Genomic DNA, 25,744 nt, shown 5'->3' on the forward strand with positions numbered 1-25,744 from the left:
CTTGCAGTCAGCGTCGGTCGACGTGCTGGTTCACGACGGTGTCCTCCCTGACGTGCCGCGCGACTCGGTGGCGGTCTGCGTCGAGGAAGCGAGGGGCTTCCGGCCCGACATGGTGATCGGCATCGGCGGCGGCAGCTGTCTCGATTTCGCCAAATGCGCCGCCTTGCTGATCAGCCACGGTGGCGAGCTGCAGGACTACTATGGCGAGTTCAAAGTCCCGGGACCAACGCTGCCGCTCATCGCCATACCGACCACGGCCGGCACAGGATCGGAGGTGACGCCCGTCGCGGTGATATCCGATCCGGACCGGACGCTCAAAGTAGGCATATCGAGCCCCCATCTCATTGCCGCGGTTGCCATCTGCGACCCCGAACTGACAATGACCTGTCCGCGGGGCCTGACCGCGATCGCCGGTGCCGACGCGCTCACCCATGCGATCGAGGCCTTCACGGCCATGCGTCGGGACGGTGACTTCAGCCTGCCGCAGCGCCACGTTTTCATCGGCAAGACGCCGTTGACCGATCATTTCGCGCTGCTGGCCGTCAAACTGCTCGGCCGCAGCCTGGAGAAGGCGTGCGCCGACGGCGATGACGCCGAGGCGCGCGCCGACGTGATGATGGGAGCGCTGGCTGCGGGTTGCGCCTTCGGCACTGCTGGCACGGCGGCGGCGCACGCGGTGCAATACCCGGCCGGCGCGCTCACGCACACGCCGCATGGGCTGGGGGTGGCGACGATGATGCCTTATGTCATGAGCTACAACAGCCGTGTGGCCGCGGCGGAAATCGCCGAGATAGGGATTGCTCTCGGCCTTGAGGCGAACGGTCGTGGCGCCGACGAAATGGCGGAAGCGACCATCGAGGAGATCAGACGCTTGTTCGCCGCGATCGGTATCACTCCGACGCTGGCCGGTCTGGGGCTTCCGGCCGACAGGCTCGACTGGACCGCCGAGCAGGCGCTTGGCATCGATCGTCTGATCAAGAACAACCCGCGCCCATTCGACCTCGCCGCCATGCGCCGCCTTGTCCAGGCGGCCTATGACGGCGATCTCACCGCCTGCGCCATGTGAACGTCAGGAACAAGACGATGAACCTTCCTTACAATGCCTTCCAGCTCGATCAGGATCCCTACGATGTGCGAGGTTTCCCGCACCGGCTCTATATCGGCGGACAATGGCTGCCGTCTGCCGACGGCAGGCTCATCGAGGTCACCGATCCATCCTCCGGGGCGGTGATCGCGGCGGTTCCCGATGCGACCCTGGAGGACGCCACCGCTGCGGTCGAGGCAGCGGCCAAAGCCGCCAAGGGGTGGCGTGAGACCGCGCCACGCAAACGCTCCGAGATTCTCAGGCGCTGTTTCGAACTGATGGTCGAACGGTCGGAGACGCTTGCCATGCTGATTTCGCTGGAGAACGGCAAGGCCCTACGCGACGCGCGCGGCGAGGTGGCTTACGCGGCCGAATTCTTCCGCTGGAACGCCGAAGAAGCTGTTCGCATCACCGGTGAGTTTGGCACCGCTCCGTCCGGGACCAACCGGATCGTGGTCGACTACCAGCCGATCGGCATCTGCGTCCTCATCACACCTTGGAATTTCCCTGCCGCGATGGCGACACGCAAGATCGCACCGGCCCTCGCGGCGGGCTGCACGGTCATTTTGAAGCCGGCCAGCGAGACGCCGCTGACGGCCTATGCGCTGGCCGCGCTCTACAGCGAAGCCGGCGTTCCGGACGGTGTCGTGAACGTGCTGACGACGTCGACCCCAGGCCCCCTGACGTCGGCCATGCTGGCCGATCCGCGCGTCAGGAAGCTCTCCTTCACCGGTTCGACCGGGGTCGGCCGGGCCTTGCTCGCCGAGGCCGCCAAACATGTGATTTCCTGTTCCATGGAACTCGGCGGCAATGCACCCTTCATTGTCTTCGACGATGCTGATCTCGGTGCGGCCCTCGATGGCGCCATGATCGCCAAAATGCGCAATGCCGGCGAAGCCTGTACGGCCGCCAATCGCATCTACGCCCAGTCGGGCATCCACGATGCGTTCGCCGACGGCCTGTCCCGGCGCATGGCCGCGCTCAAGATCGGCGCCGGCACCAAGGCGGACACCGAATGTGGACCCATGATCACCAAGAAGGCGGTCGACAAGATCGACCGGTTGGTCAAGGACGCGGTCAATCGGGGTGCCAAGGTGCTGTGCGGCGGCTCGGTGCTTGAGGGAGATGGTTTTTTCTATCCTCCGACCGTCTTGTCCGAAGTCTCGCCGGACGCTGACATGGCGCATGAAGAAATCTTCGGACCGGTGGCGCCCATCACCCGCTTCGAGAGCGAGGCACAGGCCATCCTCCACGCCAACGACACCGAATACGGCCTTGCCGCTTACCTCTACACCCGCGATATGGCGCGCGGCATGCGGGTTGCTTCGGAGATCGAGGCCGGCATGATCGGCCTCAACCGCGGCTTGATGTCGGATCCCGCCGCGCCCTTTGGCGGAGTCAAGCAGAGCGGCCTAGGACGGGAAGGGGGCCAGCACCACGGTATCTCCGAGTTCATGGAGGCCAAATACATCGCTGTAACCTTTTGAGCGGACGCCATGTCGAAGGATCCTTTTCGCACCCGCGACCACGTTGCCGATTTCGATGACATCGTGGCCGATATCGTCGCCCGCAGCGCTGCGACGCGGGCTTCGCTGCCTATGCTGGCGGATGTCGCCTATGGTTCGCACGAGGCCGAGCGCCTCGACCTGTTCTTTCCGGAGGGACCGCGCAAGGACCTCCCGGTGCACATCTTCATCCATGGCGGCTATTGGCGCATGTTCACCAAAAGCGATTATTCCTACGTTGCCGAAACGGTCACGAGCGCAGGGGCAATCGCGGTCGTGATCGACTATGCGCTGATGCCTGCCGTCAGGATGGCGGCAATCGTCGACCAGGTCCGGCGCGCGAGGCAATGGGTGCAGGATAATATCGCCAGCCATGGCGGCGATCCCGGTCGGCTAAGCGTCAGTGGCCATTCCGCCGGCGCGCATCTGGCGACCTTTTTGTTCAACGAGGATTCGACACATCCCCCCTCGGCGGCACTTCTGCTCGGCGGCCTGTATGATTTGAAGCCTCTTCAGCATTCCTTCCTCGAGCCTTTGATAGGCTTGACCGACGCGGAAGTTGCGGCATTTTCGCCGATAAGCAAATCCCACTCTTCGCGGACAAAAGTCAGGATGTTGGTCGGCGAGCGGGAAACACAGCCGTTTCACCTGCAAGCCAGATTGTTTGCTGATCGTCTGATAGGGCAGGACCTGAGTGTATCGATGGGCGTGCTCACGGCGCGCAACCACATGGACAGCGTACGTGATTTAGGGCTGCGCGGGACAATCGCGGGCGACTGGCTTCACCACGTCGTCGTGGCCGCATAAATTCGACACGCGGCCCGCGAGAACATCACGGGCCTGCCGTCGCGGCAGCCGTTATGTCGTCTGACTTTCACGGATCGGCGAAACGGTTCGTCCGCAAGCCAGGTATGTGCCCGAAATCAGGAAGATCATTAGCGTTGAATCGAGAATGTCGTGGCCGACAAGGATGCCTGTTAGGCCACCAACAAGGTATACGATGACGGCGACCACTATCATGGTCGCCCCGAACCTCTCTAACGGATCGGCACTGAAGCGAAGAACCCTCGTTGCGTTCCAGATCGCGACGATGAAGATCGCCGCCAATGATAACGCGCCAACAAGTCCGGCCTGCACCAAGGCTGTCAGAAAGCCGTTGTGAAAATGGTTGAAGCCCTGGCTCACCCCAAATTGCTTTTTGAAACCCTGCTGTGAAATCGCCCGGCTGGCGGATATGCCGTGGCCGAAAAATGGCGCTTCGCGAAATGCATCCATCCCAATGTCCCAGAGCCCAACGCGTAGCCCGAGCGGAGTGGAATGATCATCCTTGGTGGCGAGGGCGTTCCAGTCATCGAACAGAAAATGAGTGCGACCTACGATGATTGGAGAGGTGATTGCCGCGGTGAGCAGGCAGCAGGCGCCCGCAATCACCAGCAACCGCCTCATATTCGATCGCGTGAATCTCTGGCGATTGATCACAAGGACGGCGACAATGGCGATCAGCAAGGCTACCCAGATCATGCGCGAGCCGGAATAGACGGTCGCTACGGCGCCGGCGAGTACGGCGACGGTGAGTGTCTTCCAGGCTTTCTCTATTCCCGACACAGCGCCCGCAAGGCACATCATCACGGCGAGGCAGGTGACCGTCGCGAACACGATCGGATTTCCAGCCCCTCCTTCGGCTCTCAGCATCCCGATCCAGTAATATTGGACAATGGTCAGCACCAGCGCTCCGGCACATGCTGCCGCGCTGGCCCGCACAGCAATGCGTGCAAGCGTCGCCTTGTCGGTGATGCTCCAGGTCGAATAGGAGATCGGGAACACCAACAAGGTGATCAGCGGCAGGAAGTGCGTGACATCAGCCCGCAGGGTGCCGTTGACGATCGATGCCAGGACCATCGCCGCGCAATAGGCATAGATCGCAAGGGTCATGGCGAGCATCGGCCGGTCGATGTTCAAGCGGCGTCGCCTGGCGACCAGCAACACCACCGACCAGAGCGCTCCACCATGAAATACGAAGCTCACCACCGACCCGAGCACTGGCGGCGAAAAGAAGCAGATGATCGAGAAGCCACGGTTGACCTGTTCTGCCGTCAGGTGGCGCCGCAGCGATGTAAACGAGTTCAATGCCTTGCTTCGCAATGTTCCGGGTCGCGTGCGAATCGTTCGAACGATCCTTGCTCACCCGTGCTTCGCCCCTGTCCTCGAACCCGTATAGCTGCTTGCTCAGGTATCTGATAGTGCGGGACCGTCTCGCTCCCGATCCGGCTGCGCGAGTGAAAAAAACTGGCCCTGATGCCTGTTCAGGCAGCGACCGCCGATGAAGCTCCCTGGGTTCCTTCCTGCCAGGATTGGAACATCAGGACGTCCCAAAGCAGATACTGATTGTTACGGTGTCCGGAGAGGTGCTCAGACCACGCGCGCCGGATTGCATCGGCTCGAAAGAACCCGTCTTCCCGCAATCGGCGCTCGTCGAGCAGCGCCTCCGCCCATTCGCGAAGCGCGCCGCGCAGCCAGGTGTCGATGGGCACGCCGAAGCCCATTTTCGGACGTTCGACGAGCGCTTTCGGAACATGTCGATAAAGCAGTTGCCTGAGCGGCCACTTTGTCTGGTCGCCGGCTCGCAGGATGGAAAGCGGCAGCGAAAGTGCAAAGCCTATCAGCCGGTGGTCAAGCAGCGGCACGCGGGTCTCGAGGCTGACTGCCATTGCCGCGCGATCAACCTTTACCAGGATGTCGTCCGGCAAATAGCTCATCATATCGATGTACATCATCCGCTCGACGTTGCCCGGCAGCGCTGGAAGCGCCTCCAATCCCGTCAGCATGGTGGGCGGCTCGTCCGCATCCGGGATGATTTCGGTCGCTTCCCAATGCGAGCAGAGGCGGCGGTAGACATCGTCCATTGTTCGCAATGAAAGAACCGACGCCGCCTTGTGGATCTTGTCGCCCACGCGCTCGCGGCGCAGGCGCTGCGGCAGAAGCGGCATGATCCCACCCGCGACATTGTTGTAGAGACCGGGCGAGGGCAGTGTCGCCAGGCTGGCCGACGCGCGGCGCAGCCCCATCGGGACGCGGGAAAGCTTGTTCCATAACGCATCGGCGAGTGCGTAGCGCGTGTAGCCGGAGAACAGCTCGTCGCCGCCATCGCCCGACAACGCCACGGTAACGCTGCCACGCGCCAGTTTGGAGACGAGGAATGTCGGGATTTGCGAGGAGTCGGAGAAGGGCTCACAATAAATGCCGGGCAGATTGGGCACAACCTCTAGCGCGTCCCGCTCGCTGAGATAAAGTTCCGTATGGTCGGTGCCAAGGTGGCGCGCGACTTCCTTGGCATGGCCCGCCTCGTTGTAGCCGACTTCGTCAAATCCGATCGTGAAGGTCCGTACCGGTCGCGAACTGATCGACTGCATGACCGCCACGATGGCGGAAGAATCGATGCCGCCCGAGAGGAAGGCGCCGAGCGGCACGTCAGCGATCATCTGCCCTTCGAGGGCGCGGCGAAGATGACGTTCGAGTTCGTCGACCGCCTCTTCGGGGCTCCCTTGAAAAGGGTCGCGCTGGCCTTGTTCAGCGGCTTCCCTGGCGCTCCAATAGCTCTCGACATGTGGCTCACGCATCGGGTCGGAAAGGACGAGGAGATGGCCGGGTCTTAATTTGCGAATGCCTTGGTAAATGCTGTAAGGCGCGGGGATGTAATTGTGGCGCATCAGCAAAGCCAGCGCATTCCGGTCAATGTCCGGGCGCCAATCCGGCAGCGGTTGAAAGGCCTTGAGTTCCGAGGCAAACGCGAAGGCCTTGCCGATCCGGCCATAATATAACGGCTTTTCCCCCAGGCGATCACGTCCGAGAACGAGCGTTCTCTCCTTGCGGTCCCACAAGCCGAAAGCAAACATGCCGACAGCCAGTCCAAGCGCTTTGTTGGTTCCAAGCTCCTCGATTGCAGCCAGAAAGGTCTCGGTGTCGGAATGACCGCGCCATGCATGAGCGCCGAAGTCCCGATCGAGATGCGTCCGCATCTCGCCGTGATTGTAGATTTCTCCATTGAAGACGATGACATAGCGACCGCTGTGCGAAATCATCGGCTGCGCGCCGGCCGATGACAGGTCGATGATTGCCAGTCGGCGCTGACTGAGCGCGACCCCGGCCTCGGCGTCAGTCCAGATGCCGTCGCCGTCCGGTCCGCGATGCCGGATCATGTCCGCCATGCGGCGCACGCTTGAGGGGCCGCTGCTTGTCGCGGCCGCTCCACCCACAATGCCGACGATACCGCACATCCGGCGTTACTCTCCACAATGACCAGGCTCGGTTCTTTCTCTCTCTGCCGCGAAATCAGAGGAGGAAACCAGCGGCTATAAATCCATTCGCTCGAAACACCATTCACCACAGCCGGTGCCGAAGAGGCCAATTCCAGGCACTGCATTGAAGCGCCGCTTCGTGCGAAACCCAAGTTTTTCGACTGACGTCTCCAACTCTTCGGCCGAGGTGGATTGATAGGGATAGCCGCCTAGCCAGTCGTCGACATCCGCCAGGAATTCCATGCCTCGGCGCGCGCGATAGTTCTTTACAAACGAGATCGTGTCCCGATGGCGCAGCGTTCTCGCCGACATGTAGGCCGAGACAAACAGCGCTTTGACCGGAGGCCGCAGCCAGCGATGAGAGGAGTAGAGCCTTTTTTCGACCGTCCACAGTCCGCAAAGTGGCGTTTTCAGGTAGATCGCAATGCCAAATCTTCCGCCGTGACCAACGAGGCCGGCTGCGTTGCTGATCGCCGCCCACATGTCGCCCGTGTGATGCAGGACGCCCCACGAGTAGACGACATCGAACGTCCCGGTCGGAAGCGACGCCCTGTCGAGGATATCGGCACGCTCCACGCTCCATTCGGCTTCCGGCGCGAAGCGAGAAAGCACGGCCTTGGTCGTTTCGACACAACCCGGATCATAGTCAACGGCGTGAACCTTCGCTGCCCCCAGCCGAAGAGCGGCCGCTGAATGCAGGCCCGATCCGCAGCCCATGTCGAGAAATGTCTTCCCCTCCAGATCGCCCACCAGGCGGCGAAGATCCTCGCAAGCCCGATCCAGATGCTCGTCCTCGAAGCGCGCGGCAAGCTCGGACCAGTTGCGGCCGAAATCATAACGCGCGTTCATAAGCTTCCCACCGTCGCCCTTTCCGAATGACCGAAGCCTTAGCTGATGCCAGATAGAAGTCCCGAAACGAATGCGTTCAGCCGGTCGAGCCACGCCCGCCTCTTGTGGAGATGGAATCCTCTAAGACCGGCTGCGTCGGTGGTCAGAATCGGCCTGCTTAACCTCACGGTAGATCCCAGTGTTGAATTCAGGCCGAGCCTTACAGACTCCAATACTTTAAATTGTCAGGGATTTCATTCGGCTTGATGGCAGACTTGATGTCGAACAGCGTCCCGCCCTGCTTGATCATTTGAAAAAGACGCGCTCTCTCACTGGTGAGGTAGACGTTGTGCGGTACCGCCAAGACAAGCGCCTGCAAATCGCTTATCTCATCGAGCGGCAGGATCGTTTCGCCGTGATCGCGTCGAGCGGATTCGGCGTCGGCAAGGGGATCGTGAAGCTTGGGCACGATGCCGAACTGTCTCAGTTCCTTGACCATGTCGAACACGCGGCTGTTGCGCAAATCCGGAACGTCCTCCTTGAAGGTCAGTCCGAGAATGCCGACGGAAGCTCCTTTGACTGATATGTCCGAGCGGATCAACTGTTTGACGACTTGCTGGGCAACGAAGGCTCCCATGCCGTCGTTGATGCGGCGTCCGGCGAGGATAATCTGCGGATGGTAGCCTTCGGCCTCCGCCTTGGCAGTCAGATAATACGGATCGACGCTGATGCAGTGACCGCCGACGAAGCCCGGCTTGAAGGGGAGGAAATTCCATTTTGTCGATGCGGCATCAATGACATCCTGCGTGCGGATCTCAAGCCGTTCAAAGATCATTGCCAGTTCATTCATTAGCGCGATGTTGAGGTCGCGCTGTGTGTTCTCGATGACCTTCGCCGCTTCGGCCACCTTGATCGACGGCGCGCGGTAGACGCCGGCATCGATGATGCTCCCATAGACGCTGGCTACGCGCTCCAGCGTCTCTGCGTTCTCACCGGAGACGACTTTGATGATCCGCCGCAGCGAGTGTTCCCGATCGCCTGGGTTCGCCCTTTCAGGCGAATAGCCGAGCGCGAAGTCATGAGGATGCCGCAGGCCGGATATATGCTCGATGATCGGCCCGCAAAATTCCTCGGTCACGCCTGGATAGACCGTCGATTCGAAAACGACGACGGCGCCTTTGCTCACCGCTTCACCGACAAGCTCCGATGCCAGTTTCAAAGGCGAAAGATCGGGAGCACGGTTGATGTCGATAGGCGTTGGCACGGCAACGATGAAGAAAGTCGCGCCTTTCAACATCTCTCGGTCGGTCGTAAGCGCGATCGAGGATTCCTTGATCGCCGCCGTGTCGACCTCTCCGGTGCGATCGACGCCGCGACGCAATTCCTCAATCCGGCTTTCGCTTATATCGAAAGCAATGGTGCCCGGGAAAACCTTCCCAAACGCGACGGCTACCGGCAGGCCGACATATCCCAGACCGATAACGGCGATGCGTTCGGACATCGGCGGAGTTCCTAAGTCACTTATGTCCAGCGCTTGTATGGCAGGCTGCACGCCAATTCAACGATGTGTAGTTGCGAAGTGGGAACTCTCCACTCAAAATAGCGCCTGATCGATGCGCGTGTCGCCATCGTCTCGTGGCGCTCGATGTTGTGGATAAGATGCGGCAGGATTGGGTTTCGAGCCTCAAGACCCTACAAGAGCCGAATGGTCTGGACCAGTCAGCCAAGAACCTGAATGCATGGATCGCATCGTTGTTGTCGTAAGCGAACCAAGATCCCTTGCAACCACGCGGGGACATCTTCTGCTTGCGCTGCGCGCCGCCGGATACGAAGTACATGCCCTGGCGCCAGTCGATGCCATGACCGTTCGTTGGCTGACCGAGAACGGCATCCGTTTTCATCCATTGCCCATGGAGCGTGCGGCTATTGCGCCATTCGGCGATACGCTTTTGGCTTTTCGTCTTTGCAGGAAGCTACGAGAGCTCAAACCCCAGGCCGTGCTGACCTGTGCGATCAAGCCGATCGTCTATGGCATACCCGCGGCGCTGATTGCGGGGGTGCCGCGCCGGCACGCCCTTGTCACGGGCCTCGGCTATGCGTTCACGGACCGTCACAAATCTCTACGGTGGAGGATGGTCAATGCGGTGGCCCGGCTTCTTTATGCCGCGAGCCTGCGTGTTGCCACCACGGCCACCTTCCAGAACGACGATGACCGGAATGACTTCGGTCGTCTGGGACTGCTCGGACGTACACCAGCCAATGTAGCCAACGGTTCAGGGGTAGATCTCGATCGATTCAAGGTTGCGCCATTACCAGAGAAGCCGCGATTTCTTATGATCGCACGCCTGCTTCGCGACAAAGGCCTCGGCGAATATCTGGGTGCGGCAAGGCTGGTTAAGGCAATTCGACCTGAAGCCCGTTTCGACCTGGTCGGCGATACGGATCCAAATCCCGCGGGATTTCCGGTATCGGAAGTTGAGGCAGCGGTCGCGGACGGAACCATCCGCTATCACGGGCCTGTGGAAGACGTCCGCGGGGTGATCGCCGATTCGCGTATCTTCGTGCTTCCATCCTACCGCGAGGGTACGTCGCGATCTGTCCTGGAGGCGATGGCAATGGGGCGCCCGGTGATCACGACAGATGCGCCGGGTTGTCGCGCGCCGATCGTTCCCGGCGTGAGCGGCCTGCTGGTGCCGGTCGGCGCCGCGCCCCCCTTGGCGGAAGCCATGATCCGCTTGATCGACAACCCAGGTGAAGCCGAATGCATGGGCAAAAACAGTCGATCGATCGCGGAAGAGCGCTATGATATTCGGAAAGTTACCGCTCATATGATGGAAATCATCGAAGCCCGGCACCGAGCCACAGAATGACGTTCGCGGGAAATCCATCGTCGAACCGATACGAGTTCGGAGCCAATTGGGCGTCGTTCATCGACAAGCACTACTCGGCGGAACGCCGCCGCATGGCGGCGGAGAAGCTCTTGTCCTTCCTCGGCAAGCAGACCCTCGAAGGCTTCGACTTCCTCGATATCGGCAGCGGCAGCGGGCTGCACTCGCTTGCCGCCTTCGATGCAAAAGCGGATAGGATACAGTCCTTCGACTTTGACCCGCTCTCGGTAAGCACAACCGGCAAGTTGCGGCAATTGGCGGGTGAGCCGACGAACTGGATCGTCGAACGCGGCGACGTGCTCGACGCCGACTATATGGAGAAGCTAGGCACCTGGAACCTCGTCTATTCCTGGGGCGTGCTCCACCACACCGGCGCGATGTGGCAGGCGATCGAAAATGCGGCGCGCACGGTTGCCCCCGGCGGTCTATTCTTCATCGCTCTCTATTCGTCGAATGTCGTGAAGCCGTCCGCGCAATTCTGGCTCGACGTGAAACGGCGATACAACAGCGCCAACCCTCGCCAAAGGCGGTGGATGGAGTACTGGTACATCTGGCGCTTCGGGCTCGGTCGCAATCCACTTCAACTGCCCTTGCTCGTGAAGCAGATCTATCAAAAGAAAAAAGGTCGCGGCATGAGCTACATGACCGACATCCGCGACTGGCTGGGCGGCTGGCCTATGGAGTTTGCCGACGACCAGGCGGTGATCGATTTCCTGAAGAAACGGTTCGATTTCGAGCTCGTCAGGATATCTACGGGTGAGGCATGCACGGAGTTCCTTTTCCGGAGCCCGAACAGTCGGCCGCCCAAACGGAGCAAGTCGCTTTAAGCGGTCTGTCCGCCGGCTCTCGTCCAGATATGTGGCCGGCCGTTTTCGAGGGTGACGATCTCGTCGCAATTTTCGACTGTTGTGAGCCGGTGCGCGATGATCAGCACCGTCAGGCCGGCGGGCAGCTCGCGGATCGCCTCCATGACCGCGGCCTCGGTCTCCGTGTCGAGCGCGCTCGTGGCTTCGTCGAAGACGAGCACGGAAGCCTGTCTGTACAACGCCCGGGCGATGCCGATGCGCTGGCGCTGACCACCCGATAGACGGACTCCACGCTCGCCGACCCGCGTCTCATAGCCTTGCGGCAAACTTTCGATGAAATCCGCCAGTGCGGCCTGCTGCGCTGCATTGCGCACGCGGTCGCGGTCGATGTTGGCGGGATCGATGCCGAAGGCGATATTGTCGGCGATCGAGGCGTCCGCCAGGAAGATGCTTTGCGGCACATGGGCAATCTGTCTTTGCCAGGCACGCCGTGTGGTTCCGTCCAGCCGCTGCCCGTCGATCTCGATCACTCCGCCAGTCGGCTCGAGCAGACCCATTATCAGATCGACCGTCGTGCTCTTGCCGCTGCCCGTCTTGCCGATGAACCCGACCTTGCTTCCTTTCGAGATCGTGAGATTGAATCGCTCGAGTATCGGCGCTTGGTCAGAAGCGTAACGGAACGACACATCCTTGAGCATGATCGCTCGATCGAATGGGAGACGCTTAGGTGGCGGCTGGTTCCACTCTGGGCCGAGTGGTGCCTCGAGCGCCTGGAGCACGACTTCGGCGCCGGCAAGATTGCTCAGTATCAGGGCCCAATTGCCGTATACAAGCTGCATGGATGGGAGCAGACGCTGCGCTCCAAGGACAAATGTTCCAAGTATCGGCAGAACCTGGCCGGCATCGTTCGAGCGGGTGATGAGGAAATAAGCAAGCGCCGCGATGATCACCATACCCGCAGCTTCGATCGCGAAACGCGGAGCGCCCGCGGCAAGTGCGTTCATTGCATTCGCGCGCTGCAGGCGTAAATCGAGTTCGGTGTACCGCAACAGAAAATACGGTTGGGTGTCGTTGATGATAACATCGCGGATGCCACCCAGTCCCTCTTGGACAGATCGGATGCCTTCCGCCTGCGCGCTGGCGATAATTTGCGCATTCTTCTTGAGGTGCTTGCGGATGACGAGCGACATGGCGAGGTAGACCGCCCCAAAGCCCGCGAAGATAACGAAGGTGATGAAAGAACTCAGAGCAAAAAGGGCAGCGACGATGAAGACGCCGATGACTATGCCGCTGATCGATTGCAACAGGGGCAGCATTACACCCGCGGTAATGGCTTGAACCTGGCGAAGCGCGGCCAACACTGAACTGGAATTGCGCGAAACGTGGTAGCTGTAGGGTTGGCGGAGTACTTGGTCATAGACCTTCACGCCCACCTCATGTCCCAGCGAGAAGACATAAGAGTTCGTGGCCCAGGCAAGGAATATGCGCACGGCGCCGGCTATGATCGCCACCACCGAAAACAGAATCGTCAAATCGAGAAGGCTGTCTGAAGAGCTGGTCAGCCGAAAGCCGGCAAGCTGGCGAGCGAGGAACGACTGGCCGCCAACCGCCTCGGGATTGGCGATGCGCGCAAGAAACGGCAGCAAGGCACCAAGCGTAGCGGCTTCCGCAAGTGCTCCGAACATCATCAAGACAAGGAGGCCGAAAAACTGCCTTTGTCTAGGCTTCGATACCTGCCGCCACAAGCGTCGCAGTGTGTCGAGAGTGCTGCCCGAGTTTCGGTTTCCGCTCAATGCCAAATCGATGTCCGCATTCAGAGCGCTCAATGCACACGTTCGGCGCTCCACGACAAGTCACAACAGATGCCCGCTGGCAACTTTATCACAGAAGCGCGAAGGTGACCTGTCCACAACTGCGCGTATGGGCCAGAGACCGTGATTGCGGTGAGGTGATATGCTTCAATCATGGGTGACGCTATAAAGATTCGGGATCGAAGGCAGCGGCTGGCCTTAATTGCGGCATTGCTTCGTGCACTCGGCGTGTTCTCGGCAGGGGTGGGGACGGCATTTCTGTTCTTTGTGTCGGCATACCCGCTCGGATTGGTCAGCGCCTACCCGGCACCACCTGCTTCGGCAATTGAGGGGCCACTGGGGTTTGCACAGAGAGTTGCGGACGTTGATGATCTCTATCGCCGCACGGGTGAGCCGATGCAGCCATATCTTGAGCGTCTGACAACGGCGGTCGCGCGTGGAATGGTACACTATTGGACAGAAGGTGACCGCTGGTCGGAGGCCGATGCGTCCTACACCCGGATCGGGGTTTTCGACAATTACTTGCTCTGGATGCTCAGCTTTCTTTCAGAATATCGGGAAAACCTGGGGAACTATGAATTTGTAACTCCCCGAAAGGCACTGGATCGGGGCTATGGGTTCTGTTCCCAGGTTTCGAAGATCGTCTACTCTGTCCTTGCCGATCAGGGCATCGAAGCGACGATCTACAGTGCCCCCGAGCACACTGTAGTTGAGTCAAATGGCAACATTCTCGATTCCGACTATGGTGTCTTCGTTCCTCACTCGCTTGAGGATGTACAACAAGACCCGTCGATCATCGACACGTACTACGCGCAATTCGGGCCGATGCTGCCTCTGCTAAGAAGGGCGTATGGTCAGGACTGGCAACCGCTCGGAACTGCCGAAGACTTCAACGGCGTGCGTGCGTACGAGGCAAAGTTCGAACGCCTGAAATGGGCTCCGCCGCTTGCGTTCCTTGCCATTGGTATTTTACTCGTCACCATCGGCATTCTGCTCCAGTATCTTCTTTTAGGACGCGGCCGGCTTGTGCTGCAGCGGGTTCGCGGAATTGCTCGGTCCTCTTGATTTCGTTTGCTCGTGACCATTTCTATAAGCCATCGCCTCGCAGAGGCTTCCGCTTGCAAGCGGCTGCGCCTAGCGGCAACCGGCGACCAATGAGGAAAGGCGGCGGAGCGGATGACGCTGCGAGAGAAATTTCCGATGACTGATGCTGAAGGCCAACAGTCGACTGCCGGGCCTTCTGCCTCACTGGCTAGAAAGCCTCGTCGCAAAGTACTCTTTGTCATCGGAACGCTTGACCTGGGCGGCACCGAGAGCCAGCTCGTGCTGCTTGCCAAGGAATTGAAGCAGCGCGGCTGGAAGGTAGAAGTCTTTGCGCTTTCACAAAGAGGTGTTCTCTCGGAGACGCTGAATCGCGCCGGGATCCGGGTATTGTACGGACTTCATCGGCCGAATCCCCTACCTGCGTCGCCGACAGTGGCCAAAGTGGGTGCCAAGTCGGGCGCGGCGCCGACGAGGCGCCCGAGTGTGAAGGCGATGCTGGTTCTCGGCGCAGCCGTCACTTCGCTTGTCCTGCGCATCGTCTTGACCCGGCCGCGCGTGGTCCACGCTTTCCTGCCGCTGACCAATTTCCTGGGCGCCTTGGCGGGGCGGGTTGCGCTGGCGCCATTTGTCATCACGTCGCGACGCGGTCTCGGCAACCATCAGGAACGGTGGCCCAGGCTCAAGCGAATGGACCGGATCGCCAATCGGCTTTCCCATGTGGTGGTCGCGAATTCGCATGCGGTCGCGGCCGATATGGCGGCTCGCGACGCCTATGATATCGACAGAATAAGGGTGATCCCGAACGGTCTCGATCTCAGCCGCTTCGATGACATCGTCCATCGCCGGGACGAAACCCGGCGGCGGCTCGGCCTCAGCCAGGACGAAGTCGGCATCATCATAGTCGCGAATTTAATCCCATACAAAGGGCACAGGGATCTCATTCAAGCATTCGCTCTTGCGAGCGAAAGCCGGCCGAATCTGAGGCTGTTCATGGCGGGACAGGACCGAGGCATCGGGCCGGGCCTGGCGGAAGAGGCACGGCGGCTCGGCGTCGGATCGAAAGTCCATGCATTGGGATCACAGAGCGAGGTGCCGGGATTGCTCGCCGGCATGGATGTTGGCGTGATCGCCTCCCATGAGGAAGGTTTTTGCAATGCCCTGATGGAAAAGCTCGCGGCGGGTCTTCCTGTTGTCGCCACCAATGTCGGCGGAAATCCGGAGGCTATCTCCGGTATGCCGGGTTGTGTATTGGTGAAACCTCGTGACCCTGCCGATCTGGCTCGCGGGCTTCTAGCCGTTCTCGACCGATTGCCGGAGCCGACAGCCGACCGGGAATTTAGGCAACGGATGATGCGCGAGCGGTATTCGACAGGAGCTATGGTCGACGCATATGAACGCCTCTATCTCGTGGGCTGACGAATGAGCGGGATTGCCCACTCGGAACGCTCGATGAGTTCGACGCATCCGTTGCGGGCGATCCTGACGAGCATCTCGGCAGGGCTTTGCGCGTTCGTCATCGTCATATACCAGTCCTGGTTCATGCCATACTTTCTGCCGTTCTTCACCGGGCGGGACGAGTTCGCCAGGCTGGTGTTCCATGCGCTCTATGGCGGCGTGCTGATTGTTTCGATCGCCGTTCTTGTGACGCGTCGAGACGTGCGTAGCGCGATCCTTCTGCTTGTTATCACCGCCGCCATGGCAGTCGTCCCGGTTGCGCTTCATCCGATCGGGATCGTCGCCAAGTGTTACCTGATCACACTTTTCCTCGGCGGCGCGGCGATTGTGCTCATGCTTGCCTCAGCTCCCGCAATCGTGTTGCGCCTCTCGGCGTCAGTCACAGCGCTCAATGCGGTGGTTTGCTTGCTCGACCTCCTCTTTGCCAGCGGCTTCACCAACACGCCTGGCCGGGCCGCCGGTTTGGCGGTCAATCCCAATATCGCAGCGGCCGGACTTCTGCTTGGGGCTGCGGCGAGCTACCGCGCCGTCGCACAAAAGTGGCGTGCAAGCTTCCTCGTGCTCGTAGCCATAACGCTTCTCGCGACGCTTTCTCGCTCGACCCTTCTTGCCGCCCTTGCAACGGTGGCGGTTCCGATTGTCGTCCGCATTTGGCAACAATTTCGCAGCGGCCGTCGTTTTCAGATCGATCTTGGGGGCTTGGGCCGTGCGGTCGTCGTCGCTTTTGCACTGCTGGGGGCGATCGGCATCGCGTTGACCACAAATGCTTCCTTCCGTATTGCCACGGACGAATCCTATGCCGGAATTTTGTCTGTAAGCACGGCGCTCAACGAAGCATCGAAGGCTGTCGATCGATCTCCGCCAGCCGCTACGGTGTCAATTGCGCCACCGCCTGAAGGGGCGTCGGCAAATCAACCGGCTCCGCCTCGGGCAAGTTCTGCTGACACTACCACGCCCCTCGCCGTCGAACCCCCGAGCGGTTCGGCCGCCGCTAAGGGCGGTGCATCCGCGGACGCCGTAAATTCGTCTCCTCTGCTATCCGGCCCCGCGCCCGCGGCTAACCAATCCACGAACGTCGCCAAGATGCAGGCGCTCGGCGAACGGCTGACGGATGAAGGCAAGAGGAACTCGATCTCGGCAAGGGCTCTCTTTCTCGAGCGCGGCCTGCTCGCCTATCGAGAAGGCGGTTTTTTCGGTCGCGGACTTGAACAGGCGCAAGCGCTTGCGCCGCACAACACCTTCGTCCTGTTTGCAATCGCTTTCGGTCACCTCGGCTGGCTGATTCCGATTGGCTTGGTCTGCTTCGCCTTTTGCTTTGCCCGGAACGCTGGTGATCTTGCCCTTGGTGTCGCGGTCATGGGGGTGGCGCTGACCTCGCATGACCTCTTGCTGACACCAAGCCTCTTTCTTCCAATCGCGCTCGGAATTGGCGGCATGCTCGCCGCACGAAAAGTCGCTGCCATAAAGCCGTCGCCGACAGAGAAAGGCGAGCCTTGGAGCTTTGCTTGCGGAACATTGGCAGGCGTCGCGGCCTTCGGGGCCGGCTGCATCGCGATACTGCTCGTCACACCACCGCTTATTACCGGGCGGCTGCAGAACGAAACCATGTTTGCCGCCCGAGGCGGATACGAAACGCTGCTTCCGCGGCCACCATTTCCCGGCCTTTTCCAGTTAGGCAACCTGTCTGACATTCCGCCTTTGCAAGCATCCAATTTGCGCGAAAACGGAACATCGCTACATCGCGTCGGCTGGTCTTCTCACGCATGGCCTGCCGTCAGGCAGGGCGAGTATACTTTTCGCCGGCCGGATGCTGTGCTGTTCGCGCCCACGGATTCGAGCGACCCTCGCAGCAATGACCGAACCTACGAGGTCGCCGTTCCGCTGTCGGTCAGTGCACTATGCTTCATTCTTCTGGGCACGATCATTGCATGGTCGATTGCAACTGTGGCTGCCGTGACGCCACTAACAAGTCGGTCTAAAGCCTCCGGATGATTTTCGGAACAATAAGCCTCGCGCCGAAGATCGACAGGTGATGATCTTCGACGTAGAGGCTATGTCCGGCGCTGTCGTCGCATGGCACAGAGTTGCGGGCTCAATTCTCATGCTGGTTGTCGAAGGCTGCATGGCGTTCGCTGTCGATACACGAGTTCGCCCGTCGGCTGCGGCTAGGGCGTGGTGGAGACCGATCGTTCGCGCAAGGCCGACGTCGGTCTCCGGTGTCAAGTTTCGGCGCAGGTGAGCTTTGTCGCGGTAAATGAACTCGCCATTGATGTAGGTGGCGCAATGCCTGTCCGGACACATGCCTTTGAGTGGATCGACGAAGAACACCCCATTTTCATCCGCAAGCGACTCCAACGCCGTCACCACCGGCGACCAACGCCGTAGGATTTGCTCGCTATCCATGTCTGTCGAACAACGTCTCAGCATCCCGCTTTCGCGCATTGCCGCGCAGGACGTCAGATCCACGCCTGGCACAGGCACCTGTCCAATGATTCCGATGCGTCGTTGCCGAGCGGTGATTTCTTTTACGAGGCTGAGCAAGCCATCGCGCAACAGCAGGACCCTGTCCGCCTGCCGGCCGTCATCGGCGACGACATTGGTGTCAGCAAGGTTTGTCCAGGCGGAAGACAGGACCACGAGGTCGATATCTTTTCGCTGTCTCAGCATATGGACGACCGCCTTTCGGGAAGACGCGCAGCTTTCCTGGTAGTCGGGGTGCTCTGGAAAATCGCGATGGACACCTTCTCCGAATGCGGCCGGGCACGCGCGATAAAGAAAGAAGGCGGTATTCTCGTGCTGGCCGGCAGCATCGAACAGCGGGGCGAGGTGTTCGGCGTGGCTATCGCCCCACAGGACGGCGTGATGTCTCGCTTTGCCCCAGGGCGCCCCAAACGCGCAAAAGGTGCTGCCCAGTTCAGGAATGACGACCGTCTGTGGACACGGCCAGTCCCACATCACCTCGAGGCTGCGCATTGCCTCGGCTTCTTTCGGAATCCTGCTGGTGAAACCGCCGGCTTCGAAGATCGCATTGCCGCTCAGGCAAACTGTCGCCGCGGCGGCAACACCGGCGGCAAATGCCCTGGATGGAGGCGCCCGCGGACGGCGAACGGGTTCCTCGACGAACCGCCAAGAGAAATACGCCGCCAGCCCTGCCACGGCGACAAGGACAGACGCTTCGGCCGCCGTCGGCATTTCGGTGCCTGTATAGTGGCGGAAGAAAACCAGGATCGGCCAATGCCAGAGATAAAGGCTATAAGAAATCTTGCCCGTCGATCGCAATGGTGCGCTCGCAAGCAGCGCCGAGATCATTGACTGCGAACGCGGCCAGATGAGCAGGACGGCACCGATCACCGGAAAGAGAGCACTCAAGCCTGGAAACGGTTGGCTCGGCGATAGCCAGATGGTGCTGGCGGCGACCAGGCAAAGGCCGACCAGTCCGAAAACCTCGGAAGCGCCCCGGCGGCGAAGGGGCGCCGCAAAGACCAGCAGGCCGCCGAGAGCCAGTTCCCAAGCTCGGCTGAAGGGAAGATAGAACGCCTGTTTTGGATCGATCGCCACCAGATGGAGGGCAATCGAGAAACTAATCAGTGCGACGGCACAGATGAGCGCGATGACCGGCAGATGGCGGCCCCGCGCCAACCGGTTCGCGGCCAGAAGCAAAACCGGCCATGCCAGGTAGAATTGTTCTTCGACGCCCAGCGACCAGAGATGGAGCAGCGGCAGAAGCGCCGACTCGCGATCGAAATAGCCCGTGTTCCAGAGAAAGTAGTAGTTCCCCAGCCCGACGGTAGAATATGCGGCGCTGCGCCCTAAGTTGGCATAGTCCCCGGGGGGCAACAGAAACCATCCCGCAATGAGCGAGAAGCAGATCGTTACCAGCATCGCCGGCAGAATCCGGCGCATGCGCCTGGCGTAGAACTCGATCAGGGACAGTTCGCCGCCTTCAGCCACCAAAAGGCGGGTGATCAAGTAGCCAGAAATGACAAAGAAGATATCGACGCCGACGAAGCCCCCCGGAAAACCGGGCACTTCAAAATGGAAAAGAATGACGGCGACCACTGCGATTGCGCGCAATCCGTCGATATCTGGCCGATAGTCGGACTTCACGGCTCCCTCCGGGTTATTTCCCGGCCTCACAGCCCAATTGCGTATCATGAGTCGATGGCCGGACATATGCAACGGCGGCACCCGCGATTCGACTTACAAGTCGCATTTCGAGAAACGTGGGGATACCCTCACAATTTGTTTCGCGCTGGAGCGACGAAAACCTAAACATTGGTGCGCGTGTGCCAGAATCAGTCCTGCTCCTGGATCGGGGCATCGGACCAGTGGCGGCTTTTCGGAGGGAGTATTCATTCGTTAATGATATCGGGGCGATGAAAACTTGCTCGCTTGATAGAAAAACGGGTTGTTCGTCCCGTCCCTGACTGTATAGAAGATTGTCCCGTGCGTTGCGAGGCCACGGGTCGTTCTGGAGGCTGTCAACGTTGGACAACCATAGCGCGGACATGGTTGAATTCGGCCAGCACGCACATGTGTTGGTTACTGGTGGCGCAGGCTTCGTAGGTTCGGCACTGGTCGATATATTGCTTGCGCGCAATTGCACCGTGACCGTTGTCGATGATCTTTCGAACGGCCTGCTTCGCAATCTGCCGACTGGTGACCCTCGCCTGACGATCCGTACCTTCAGGGTCGGCGATCCGGCATATAATGGGGCGGTCCAGGATGAGGTTGGCCTTGCCGATGCCGTCTTCCATCTGGCGAGTCCGATCGGCGTTGAGCGTGCTCACAAGGAACGCTTCGCCGTCACCAGCGGCATTCTCGAATCAGGCTGTTCAATCGTCGAAGCATGCCGGCTGCACAGGCGCCCGCTTCTTTATACGTCGAGTTCAGAAGTTTACGGCTCCGGTCGGGACCGGCCAATCACAGAGTCCGATCCAGTTATGACGGATCTCCGACCGCGATGGGGTTATGCCGCTGCCAAGGCAGCCGTTGAGCATCTGGTTGCTGGACTGTTTTTCGATTTGGGCATCCCTAGCTGGATCGTTCGACCATTCAACATGGCCGGACCGCGCCAGCGCTCGGCGACCGGCCTCGTATTGCCAGTGTTTGTCAACGCGGCGTTGCGGGGCGAACCGCTTGTGGTTCACGACGATGGCGAGCAGAGGCGCGCGTTTCTCCACGTAGCCGATGCCGCCGAGGGGTTGCTTCTGGTGATGCAGTGCCGGTCGTTGCGAGGCCGGCCAGTCAACCTGGGCGGCAGCGAGGCGGTTCAGATTGGAAATCTCGCCAAGATGGTGGTTGACGCCACCAGGACGAGTGCGCCCATCGTTATGAAACCTTCCAGTGCGGTCTTTGGTGAGCGGTTTGCCGTGACGCATGACCGCGTGCCTGACACAAGTCTGTTGACCTCCATGACCGGATGGCGACCACTGCGAAGCACCAAACAGACAGTGGTCGACTGCATCGAGCACATGCGTGCCGAACGAGCAATGGCTTGACACCTGGTCCATTGGTCCCGTTCATCGGGGCTCTGCTCATATCGGCCGTTTGTGTGTGGCTGTTTGCGCGTCTGGCGATACGCATCGGAGCGGTCTCAAAGGTTAAGAGCGACCGATGGCACACATCAGGCGAGGTTCCCCGGCTGGCAGGGCCGGCCATGCTGATCGCGATGTCTCCGTGGCTTCCGGTTGAGTATATTCTTCTGCTGGCTGTTTTCTGCCTGATCGGCGCGCTGGATGACGTCCGATCCCTTTCCGCCGGTGTCAAGGCAGCGGCATTGGCCGCTGCCGCGATTTTAGCTGGCATCATTACAGGTCTGTGGTGGGTCCCGATCGTCATTTGGATAGCTTGCAACGCGGTCAACATGCTCGACCATGCGGATGGTCTTGCCGCGAGTGCAATCACGGCCGCCTTCCTGGGGCTCGGCGGCGATATCGGGATGGCCGGCGCGGGTGCGTGTGTCGGGTTCCTTTGCTTCAACTATCCGCCCGCCCGCGTTTTCATGGGCGACAGCGGCAGCCTTCTCCTCGGGGCGGCAATCGTGCTTCTTGCCTCGAAAAGAGGTTTTGACGCCTCGTTGGCGTGGATTGCCGTCCCTCTGATTGATGCAATATTCGTAACGACTCGCCGCTTGCTACAGGGGCGGAGGCCCTGGATGGGCGGCACGGATCACCTTGGTCATAGCTTGCTTCGGATTGGTGTGAACCGTCAGGTTTTGCCGGCTATCTACGCAGTGACGGCACTGGCGATAGGGCTGACATTTTCTGCTTTGGCTAATCCTTAGGCCGCTCTTCGCGATACCGATGGATCAGACTCGGCGGCTCCGCTCATTGTCCGCTACGAACGCCTGCCGGACCCACATCAGCGGCTCGCTGGCTGCCGAGCTCACGCAGATTTGCAGAATCGGCTTGAGGGCGGAGACGCGAGGCCGTCGTGGCACGGGTGGGCCCCGACACTGATCGCTACGGGCAGACGCTGTTGATTTGGCAAGCAAAACGCGCCGTTAAGCTTCATGCAATCTATGCAGCATAGACTGCCCGCCAGATTGCGAGGCACCATGAAGCGCAAACCATTATTGCTTTTCGCCTTCCCAGCCTTTGTCCTGCTGATCCTGGCGGCGGAGCGGATAGCCACGATCCTGCTCGGGACCTATCCCGCAAGCCCCGATATGTGGAAGGTCTGGCTCACCTTGCACCCATCGTCCGGAATGGTCTGGCAGCAGGTCGATGTCTATCTGGGAGGGTCGATGGTCCTGGATTTCGCCCTGCTGGGTGCGGCGCTGGGGATCTGCTGGATGGCAAGTCAGGCCAGAAGGTCGGCCGCTTTCTTTCTTGCCAACCACGGCACCTTGATCCTCGCGGCGTCGATGATTTTGATCGGCGACCACTCGCAGACCGCCAGCACCATTGCCGGGTTCTCGGCGCCGAGCGGCTTTCAGTTCTCACTGACGATGGACTTCACCTGGCTGAACTGCCTGCTGGCGGTCATCGGGGTTACGGCGTGCGCCTATTGCCATTTTGCCTATATGCGTGAACTCGGCATGCGCGTTGAACCGATGCGTGTCCGGCTCATGGCACTGCAGAGAGATTTCTAGCGCAGCGCGGCCGAGGCCAAAGCTAGTTTATCTTGTGATAGGTGACCTTGCCTTCCGGGGATACGATCCGCTGGTAGTTGGAACTTGGCGCGGGAGGCGCTGCCGGAGCCGGCCTCCGTCGCGTTGTGCGCGGCATATCCTCGGTGGCCGGTTCCGCCTCGGTGGCGCTGGCAACCGCCGCCGTATCTTCGGCGGGCGGGGGGAGCTCCACGACGCGCGGCTCGTCGCCACCGTGATTTCCCGACATTTCCGGTGCCTGCTTGGCGATGCTGGCGTTGACCTCGCCGAAGCTCGCCCGCAACCGGTCGTCCAGCGCCTCGAACCGGCTTTGAAATCCGTTGTTGACCGTGTCCAGCCGCGCGCTCATTCGCTGCTCGAACTGGCCGAGGTCCTCCAGCCGCGCCTCGATCGTACGCAGGTCGTTGATGCCACGGTAGAGATAGACGGCAGCGGTGGCGTTCAGAAGGGCAAACAGCGCCAGGCCGACGCAGACGGCAACGGCCACTCTGAACCGGCTCTTCTCCTTGTCGAGCAATGGCGGTTCGACCGCCGCCAGCAGTTCGTCGGGATCGCTGATCGTTGTCATTGGACCACCACCTTGGTGCCGACAGGCACGCGTCTGAAAAGATCGATGACATCGGTATTGGTCAAGCGAAAACAGCCCGACGTGCCGTCGAAACCCACGCCCGAAGGGTCGTTGGTGCCATGGATGCGATAGAGCGTGTCGCGACCGTCCCGAAGCAGATAGAGCGCCCTTGCGCCGAGCGGATTGTACGGCCCCGAGGGAACCATCTCAGGCAACTCCGGCCGGCGGGCGCGCATTTCCTTGGGCGGGCGCCAAGCCGGCCATTCCGTCTTTGACCCCACCTGGACCGTACCCGTCCAGCCAAACCCATCGCGTCCGACGCTGATCCGGTAGCGCAGGGCCTCGCCCTTGCCAGTCACCAGGTAGAGCGCTTTTTCCTGCTTGCGGATGATTATGGTTCCAATCTTCTCGGCCGTGGGAAACGCCACCGTCTTGCGCAGGCTGGGACCCATGGCCGGCAAAGGCGGGCGGCTGTCCGCCCACGCGCTCTGTCCGGCTGGAAGCGCCAGCGCCAGGCCGAGGAGGCAGGCGGCCGTCAGTCGAAAGCGATGGCCGCTAGCGGGCCGCATCGTCGAGCCGCTCGCGGAACATCTTCTTCAGATCCTTGTTGAAGCGCGCCCGGCCATCCACTTCGGACGGCAGCATCGCGCGGTTCAGGGCGTCGGCCAGCAGGGCGTTGTCGAGGCTGACCGACTTGATGTTCGGCGCCTTGAAGATCTTCTCCAACTCGCCGCGCGAGAAGTGGTTGCCGAACCATTTGCGCTTGTGCTTGTTGGCCACCAGCGTGATGCTGACGTTATTGCCGCGCAGCTCGCGGATCTTCTTGTAGAGCCGTTTGCCTTGCCGCAGCGAAGCGACATTGAGCTCGAAGACGATGAAGATCTCGTCGCTCGTCGACAGCACGGAATTTTGCCAGGGCGTTTCGATGTTCGGCAGGTCGATGACGATGTCGTCGAAACGGTAGGCGACAAGGTCGAGCAGCCGGAAGACGAAATCGGCGCCCTGCCGCTCGAACGGCAACTGCGGCCGCTCGAAGGCATAGAGCGTCAGGCCGGAAGGCCGCGACAGCTTGATGACATCCATCAGTTCGACATCGAGCCGTTCCGGCTGGCCGATGATGCCGGCAAGGTCGAACTGGTTGAACAGGTTGAGATAGGCGCCGCAATTGGCACTCTGGAAGTCGAGGTCGACCAGGCAGGTCGAGGCCGCGCGCTCTGTCGATTTCGAGGCCAGGAATTCAGCTGCCGACAACGCCAGCGTCGTGGCGCCGGCGCCGCCGCTGGCGCCGACGAAGGTGATGATGCGGCTTTTGGTACCCTGGTTGCCGCTGTCGTGGAAGGTGACGGCGTTGAGCAGTTCCTTGCCGTCGAGCGGCTTGTGCAGCCAGTCGGAGGCGTTCATGCGCACCAGCACGCGCGTCTGTTCGGACGTCAGCTCGTCCGAAACCGCGATCAGCGGCACGGTTGCCCACAGTCCACGCGCCTCGACGATGCCTGGATTGCCAAGCAATTCGCCATTGCCGAGATCGAGGATGACGATGCCCGGGCGCGTCTCGGCCGGTGGGCCTTTGAGGAAGTCGCCCGTCTCGGCAACCCGCACGTCATAGATCGCCAGCGCATCGAGCCGGGTCGCCACATCGCGCTTGAAATTCGGATCGGAGGAAAACAGCGCGACCTGCTTTCGCTTGGTGGGCAGGACCTTGGTGTTGATGGCGTTCATGGATACGTGCTCTTCATGTCTTCGCCCGTGACCGTGCTCAGCATGGAGGGCATGGTGATGTTGTTGAAACCGAGCAGCGCGCCGAGGAAGAAGAATTGGAAGTTCACGTTCTGCAGGCTGACGGTGATTGTCGGCACTGGCCCGCCAGGACGGGTTTGGTAGCCAAGCCCCGTGGCCGCATATCTGACGATCACATTGGCGCGCTGGAGCATTGGAAAGAAGTGACACATGCCTGGCCGCTGCCCGGCGGCAAGCAGCGGACAATTGCCGGCGCCGCTTGCATCGCCCTGAAATATGCGGTTGAAGTTCGCTAGGGTAAAAGTAGTTGTGCCCGGACATCCCGAGCCGGTGCAACCGCATAGGTTGGTAGCGCCATTGCACGTGGAGTCGTAGTTGCCTACAGGAATCGGGTCGCCTGGCGTGGTTGCGATCCCTGCCGCCGCAATTTCTGGCGCGATCGGCGCTGAAATTGAAGCCATGCGTGCGCCGATCTCGACAGCCTTGGTCGCGGCGTTCCATTGGTACCAGGCGTATCCAAAATCCACAAAGCCGAGGGTCAGCACCAACAGCAGGGTCATGCTGATTGCGGCTTCCACCATCGTCGCGCCAGCCTCATCTTTCCTGAAT

21 protein-coding genes are annotated in these 25,744 nt (G+C 60.6%); 11 read left to right on the forward strand and 10 right to left on the reverse strand.

What is annotated here, in order from left to right:
- The 3 genes from EOA36_RS01975 to EOA36_RS01985 all read left to right on the forward strand — a co-directional run.
- Nucleotides 1-1,066, forward strand: a 1,066-nt coding sequence (locus EOA36_RS01975; protein ID WP_127275377.1) for an iron-containing alcohol dehydrogenase, incomplete at its 5' end; no start/stop codon positions are given.
- A 17-nt stretch (nucleotides 1,067-1,083) separates the two neighbouring features.
- Nucleotides 1,084-2,571, forward strand: coding sequence for an NAD-dependent succinate-semialdehyde dehydrogenase (locus tag EOA36_RS01980; RefSeq protein ID WP_127275378.1), 1,488 nt, complete (start codon nucleotides 1,084-1,086; stop codon nucleotides 2,569-2,571).
- A gap of 63 nt (nucleotides 2,572-2,634) precedes the next feature.
- Nucleotides 2,635-3,396 carry an alpha/beta hydrolase gene (locus EOA36_RS01985; protein ID WP_348629800.1) on the forward strand — a complete coding sequence of 254 codons (762 nt, stop codon included), beginning with the start codon at nucleotides 2,635-2,637 and terminating at the stop codon, nucleotides 3,394-3,396.
- 51 nt (nucleotides 3,397-3,447) lie between these two features.
- On the opposite strand, the gene EOA36_RS01990 is transcribed toward EOA36_RS01985, so the two are convergent.
- The 4 genes from EOA36_RS01990 to EOA36_RS02005 all read right to left on the reverse strand — a co-directional run bounded on the left by EOA36_RS01990 (nucleotide 3,448) and on the right by EOA36_RS02005 (nucleotide 9,213).
- Nucleotides 3,448-4,716 (reverse strand): O-antigen ligase, encoded by a 1,269-nt coding sequence (locus tag EOA36_RS01990; RefSeq protein WP_127275380.1) that lies wholly within the window; start codon nucleotides 4,714-4,716, stop codon nucleotides 3,448-3,450.
- Nucleotides 4,717-4,892: 176 nt separating this feature from the next.
- On the reverse strand, nucleotides 4,893-6,863 hold the full coding sequence (gene asnB, locus EOA36_RS01995) for an asparagine synthase (glutamine-hydrolyzing) (RefSeq protein WP_127275381.1): 1,971 nt from the start codon (nucleotides 6,861-6,863) through the stop codon (nucleotides 4,893-4,895).
- Nucleotides 6,864-6,938: 75 nt separating this feature from the next.
- Nucleotides 6,939-7,733 carry a class I SAM-dependent methyltransferase gene (locus EOA36_RS02000; protein WP_127275382.1) on the reverse strand — a complete coding sequence of 265 codons (795 nt, stop codon included), beginning with the start codon at nucleotides 7,731-7,733 and terminating at the stop codon, nucleotides 6,939-6,941.
- 199 nt (nucleotides 7,734-7,932) lie between these two features.
- On the reverse strand, nucleotides 7,933-9,213 hold the full coding sequence (locus EOA36_RS02005; RefSeq protein WP_127275383.1) for a nucleotide sugar dehydrogenase: 1,281 nt from the start codon (nucleotides 9,211-9,213) through the stop codon (nucleotides 7,933-7,935).
- A gap of 238 nt (nucleotides 9,214-9,451) precedes the next feature.
- On the opposite strand from EOA36_RS02005, the gene EOA36_RS02010 reads away from it, so the two are divergent.
- Together EOA36_RS02010 and EOA36_RS02015 are read left to right on the forward strand one after the other, a co-directional pair.
- Nucleotides 9,452-10,582, forward strand: a complete 1,131-nt coding sequence (locus EOA36_RS02010) for a glycosyltransferase family 4 protein (protein ID WP_127275384.1) — start codon at nucleotides 9,452-9,454, stop codon at nucleotides 10,580-10,582.
- The gene (locus tag EOA36_RS02015) at nucleotides 10,579-11,427 is read left to right on the forward strand and encodes a class I SAM-dependent methyltransferase (RefSeq protein WP_127275385.1); all 849 of its coding nucleotides are present in this window, start codon (nucleotides 10,579-10,581) and stop codon (nucleotides 11,425-11,427) included. Before EOA36_RS02010 ends, EOA36_RS02015 begins: the two co-directional genes overlap by 4 nt.
- On the opposite strand, the gene EOA36_RS02020 is transcribed toward EOA36_RS02015, so the two are convergent.
- On the reverse strand, nucleotides 11,424-13,232 hold the full coding sequence (locus EOA36_RS02020; RefSeq protein ID WP_245464227.1) for an ABC transporter ATP-binding protein: 1,809 nt from the start codon (nucleotides 13,230-13,232) through the stop codon (nucleotides 11,424-11,426). The two genes, EOA36_RS02015 and EOA36_RS02020, sit on opposite strands and share 4 nt — an antisense overlap.
- Before the next feature lie 138 nt (nucleotides 13,233-13,370).
- On the opposite strand from EOA36_RS02020, the gene EOA36_RS02025 reads away from it, so the two are divergent.
- From EOA36_RS02025 to EOA36_RS02035, 3 genes are all read left to right on the forward strand, one after another.
- Entirely contained in the window at nucleotides 13,371-14,282 is a 912-nt protein-coding gene (locus EOA36_RS02025; protein WP_127275386.1) for a hypothetical protein, read from the forward strand.
- A 111-nt stretch (nucleotides 14,283-14,393) separates the two neighbouring features.
- Complete coding sequence (locus EOA36_RS02030) at nucleotides 14,394-15,677, forward strand: glycosyltransferase (RefSeq protein WP_127275387.1); 1,284 nt, start codon at nucleotides 14,394-14,396, stop codon at nucleotides 15,675-15,677.
- Between the two features lie 33 nt (nucleotides 15,678-15,710).
- Nucleotides 15,711-17,708 carry an O-antigen ligase family protein gene (locus EOA36_RS02035; protein WP_189553079.1) on the forward strand — a complete coding sequence of 666 codons (1,998 nt, stop codon included), beginning with the start codon at nucleotides 15,711-15,713 and terminating at the stop codon, nucleotides 17,706-17,708.
- Here EOA36_RS02035 and EOA36_RS02040 read toward each other — a convergent pair.
- On the reverse strand, nucleotides 17,679-19,823 hold the full coding sequence (locus EOA36_RS02040) for an acyltransferase family protein (RefSeq protein ID WP_189553081.1): 2,145 nt from the start codon (nucleotides 19,821-19,823) through the stop codon (nucleotides 17,679-17,681). The two genes, EOA36_RS02035 and EOA36_RS02040, sit on opposite strands and share 30 nt — an antisense overlap.
- Nucleotides 19,824-20,203: 380 nt before the next feature.
- Here EOA36_RS02040 and EOA36_RS02045 point away from each other — a divergent pair, with 380 nt between their 5' ends.
- The 3 genes from EOA36_RS02045 (at nucleotide 20,204) to EOA36_RS02055 (ending at nucleotide 22,812) form a co-directional block, all read left to right on the forward strand.
- The gene (locus EOA36_RS02045) at nucleotides 20,204-21,217 is read left to right on the forward strand and encodes an NAD-dependent epimerase/dehydratase family protein (protein ID WP_127275390.1); all 1,014 of its coding nucleotides are present in this window, start codon (nucleotides 20,204-20,206) and stop codon (nucleotides 21,215-21,217) included.
- A gap of 158 nt (nucleotides 21,218-21,375) precedes the next feature.
- Nucleotides 21,376-22,002 carry an MraY family glycosyltransferase gene (locus tag EOA36_RS02050; protein WP_245464228.1) on the forward strand — a complete coding sequence of 209 codons (627 nt, stop codon included), beginning with the start codon at nucleotides 21,376-21,378 and terminating at the stop codon, nucleotides 22,000-22,002.
- A gap of 273 nt (nucleotides 22,003-22,275) precedes the next feature.
- Entirely contained in the window at nucleotides 22,276-22,812 is a 537-nt protein-coding gene (locus EOA36_RS02055; RefSeq protein WP_127275392.1) for a hypothetical protein, read from the forward strand.
- Between the two features lie 22 nt (nucleotides 22,813-22,834).
- On the opposite strand, the gene EOA36_RS02060 is transcribed toward EOA36_RS02055, so the two are convergent.
- From EOA36_RS02060 to EOA36_RS02075, 4 genes are read right to left on the reverse strand one after another with little or no spacing between them, the layout of a single operon-like run.
- Complete coding sequence (locus EOA36_RS02060) at nucleotides 22,835-23,398, reverse strand: hypothetical protein (RefSeq protein WP_127275393.1); 564 nt, start codon at nucleotides 23,396-23,398, stop codon at nucleotides 22,835-22,837.
- Nucleotides 23,395-23,967 carry a L,D-transpeptidase gene (locus tag EOA36_RS02065; protein WP_127275394.1) on the reverse strand — a complete coding sequence of 191 codons (573 nt, stop codon included), beginning with the start codon at nucleotides 23,965-23,967 and terminating at the stop codon, nucleotides 23,395-23,397. The genes EOA36_RS02060 and EOA36_RS02065 overlap by 4 nt, the downstream gene beginning before the upstream one ends.
- Nucleotides 23,954-25,117: an AAA family ATPase gene (locus tag EOA36_RS02070; RefSeq protein WP_127275395.1), complete on the reverse strand. Its 1,164-nt coding sequence runs from the start codon at nucleotides 25,115-25,117 to the stop codon at nucleotides 23,954-23,956. Before EOA36_RS02070 ends, EOA36_RS02065 begins: the two co-directional genes overlap by 14 nt.
- Entirely contained in the window at nucleotides 25,114-25,716 is a 603-nt protein-coding gene (locus tag EOA36_RS02075) for a TadE/TadG family type IV pilus assembly protein (RefSeq protein ID WP_245464229.1), read from the reverse strand. The genes EOA36_RS02070 and EOA36_RS02075 overlap by 4 nt, the downstream gene beginning before the upstream one ends.
- Nucleotides 25,717-25,744: the final 28 nt, after the last annotated feature.

It is taken from the genome of Mesorhizobium sp. M8A.F.Ca.ET.021.01.1.1 (assembly GCF_003998025.1).
Taxonomy (GTDB): Bacteria; Pseudomonadota; Alphaproteobacteria; order Rhizobiales; family Rhizobiaceae; genus Mesorhizobium.